Genomic DNA, 2,257 nt, shown 5'->3' on the forward strand with positions numbered 1-2,257 from the left:
ATTCCGCCGATAACTGCGAAGATCATCGAAAAGAAAGAGAAGAAAACTTTTAGAACAATTTTGTAAATCTGCCTAAACTTTAAAAGAAAAATTATCACAAGAGAAATCAGAAAGAGCATAATGGGGCTGAAAAATTCGCTCACAAAGTATATCAGCTCTTTGAAGATTGAACCCAGTATTTGCCTCGGTTCGTAAAAGTATCCGAGCAACACTCCGGCAATAACGAGTAGGGAAAATATTCTGAAAGCGCTAACCATTAAAAATAAGTCTGCTTCAAACTATTTTAACCTTCGGAGATCGCATCAAGCAAACTTTCGAAGACGAAATCGGGATGAACTCCGACTTCCTTCGCTTTCTTTTCGATATCTTCCCTCTTTGTAACTCCGGTTAAAACTAAAACCGTTGTTGCTCCTATCTTTTTTCCAGCCAGAACGTCTATTTCTATCTGATCACCGACAACCACAACCTCCTCTGGCTTCAAATTCAGAATGTTCAAAGCTTCCCTCATTATGACTTCCGACGGCTTTCCCACAACTACATCTGGCTCTCTTCCGGTCATCCAGTAGAGAGCACCAATTATCATTCCGGTTCCGGGGATTGGTCCGTCTTCAGCGGGGAAAACCCTATCTGGATTTACAGCTACATATCTCACGTCTTCTCTGAGGCAGAGCCTCAAAGCTTCCGTCATTATCTGGAAGTTTATCCCCCTATTCGAACCAACAACGAGATACTCCGCATCTCTATAGTCAACTATCTCAAGCCCAGCGAGCCTTAACTCCTCTTTCAACCCTTCTTCGCCGGTGGTGTAAACCTTCGCATTCCTCTTCTCCTTTGCAATTAATCTTGCAGTAGCGTAAGTGGCGATGAGAACTTCCTCTTCGGAAACTTCAAGTCCGTAATCTTTAAAACGCTCAAGCATGATTCTCCTGCTTCTTGTGGAATTGTTCGAGACGAAAAGAATTTTCTTACCCATTTCTCTCAATCTCTTTACCGCCTCAACTCCCTCCGGAATCGGCTTTTTTCCTCTTCCAATGACTCCGTCTATGTCGAGTATGAATCCTTTCTTATCCAAAAGCATGAGCACTCACTCTTTTTTGGAAATAAAAATGTTTGCGAAATGTTTCGAAGCCTTCAAAATCTTTAAAAAACCGTGGCATTCTACACTCTATTAAGGGTGGTCAGTGTGGAAGCAGACATACCAGTCAAGGAAATAATGACGAGGGAAGTTTGCGTTGCAAGGAAGGATGAGTCGGTTCTCAAAGCAAGCAGAAGGATGATCGAGTTCGGTGTTGGGAGCATAGTCGTTGTCGAAAATGGAAGACCGGTAGGAATAGTCACGGAGAGCGACATAATAAGGAAGGTCGTAGCGAGGAACAAAGTCCCCTCTGAAGTTATGCTTGAGGAAATAATGACGTACCCGATAATAACGATAAAGCCCACAACGAGCATAAGGGAAGCTGCAAACATAATGCTGAAAAAGGGAATAAGAAGGTTGCCGGTTGTAGATGGAGGAGAACTCGTTGGAATAGTTACAGATACGGACATTCTTTCCGTTTCTATCGATCTTGGAGAATACCTCGGACTTATTAAAGAAAGTTATATCGAAACCGAAAGCGGAGAAATCGGGAAATGTGAGGTTTGTGGGAGAATTGCCGAGTTAATTGACGTTGACGGGAAGAGAATTTGTGAAGACTGTTATGAGTCGTATTAGGTGATTTGATGTCTTATTTAGGGGCAAAAATTGGAGATGAAGTTAAAAAGGAAAAGAAGAGCCCAATAAAGCCGGGAAGCGTTATGGAAATAGCGACGAAGAATGTAATCACGATTCCGCCAACTTCGACAATAATGAGCGCAATGAAGACAATGATAAAGTACAGCTTCAGAAGATTGCCGATAACCGATCCCGGGACGAAGAGGCTTGAGGGAATAATAACTGGAATGGACATTGTAAATTTCCTCGGTGGAGGGGGGAAGCACAAGATCGTTGAGGGAAGATACAACAACAATTTGCTTGCGGCAGTTAACGAGGAAGTTAAGGAAATTATGGAGAAAGAGGTTGTCGCGATAGATTTCACCTCTTCTTGGGAGGATGCTTTGGAAATTCTTTTAGAAAAGGGAGTAGGTGGCGCCCCGATAATCGATAGGGATGATACCGTTATAGGTATCATAACTGAGAGGGACATCATGAAGTTTTTGGCTGAAAGAAGGGAGTACGACGGGGTCGTGGAAGACTACATGACGAGGGGAGTCATCACAG

At 43.0% G+C, this 2,257-nt stretch carries 4 protein-coding genes; 2 read left to right on the forward strand and 2 right to left on the reverse strand.

Annotation, left to right across the window (positions count from 1 at the left end; translation table 11 throughout):
• The coding region (locus F7C14_RS06965) for a hypothetical protein (RefSeq protein ID WP_290901290.1) at positions 1-257 on the reverse strand (257 nt) is incomplete at its 3' end.
• 26 nt (positions 258-283) lie between these two features.
• Positions 284-1,078, reverse strand: coding sequence for an HAD-IIA family hydrolase (locus tag F7C14_RS06970; RefSeq protein WP_290901292.1), 795 nt, complete (start codon positions 1,076-1,078; stop codon positions 284-286).
• Between the two features lie 105 nt (positions 1,079-1,183).
• Here F7C14_RS06970 and F7C14_RS06975 point away from each other — a divergent pair, with 105 nt between their 5' ends.
• Positions 1,184-1,711: a CBS domain-containing protein gene (locus tag F7C14_RS06975; protein WP_290901294.1), complete on the forward strand. Its 528-nt coding sequence runs from the start codon at positions 1,184-1,186 to the stop codon at positions 1,709-1,711.
• 8 nt (positions 1,712-1,719) lie between these two features.
• Positions 1,720-2,257 (forward strand): CBS domain-containing protein (locus F7C14_RS06980; protein WP_290901296.1); only part of this gene is annotated, 538 nt, incomplete at its 3' end.

The organism is Ferroglobus sp., assembly GCF_015521575.1.
Lineage (GTDB): Archaea > Halobacteriota > Archaeoglobi > Archaeoglobales > Archaeoglobaceae > Ferroglobus.

What these genes read in the sequence shown, in the direction of transcription:
- F7C14_RS06970 (WP_290901292.1), bottom strand. Translation starts at nt 1,078, where the DNA reads ATGCTTTTGGATAAGAAAGGATTCATACTCGACATAGACGGAGTCATT.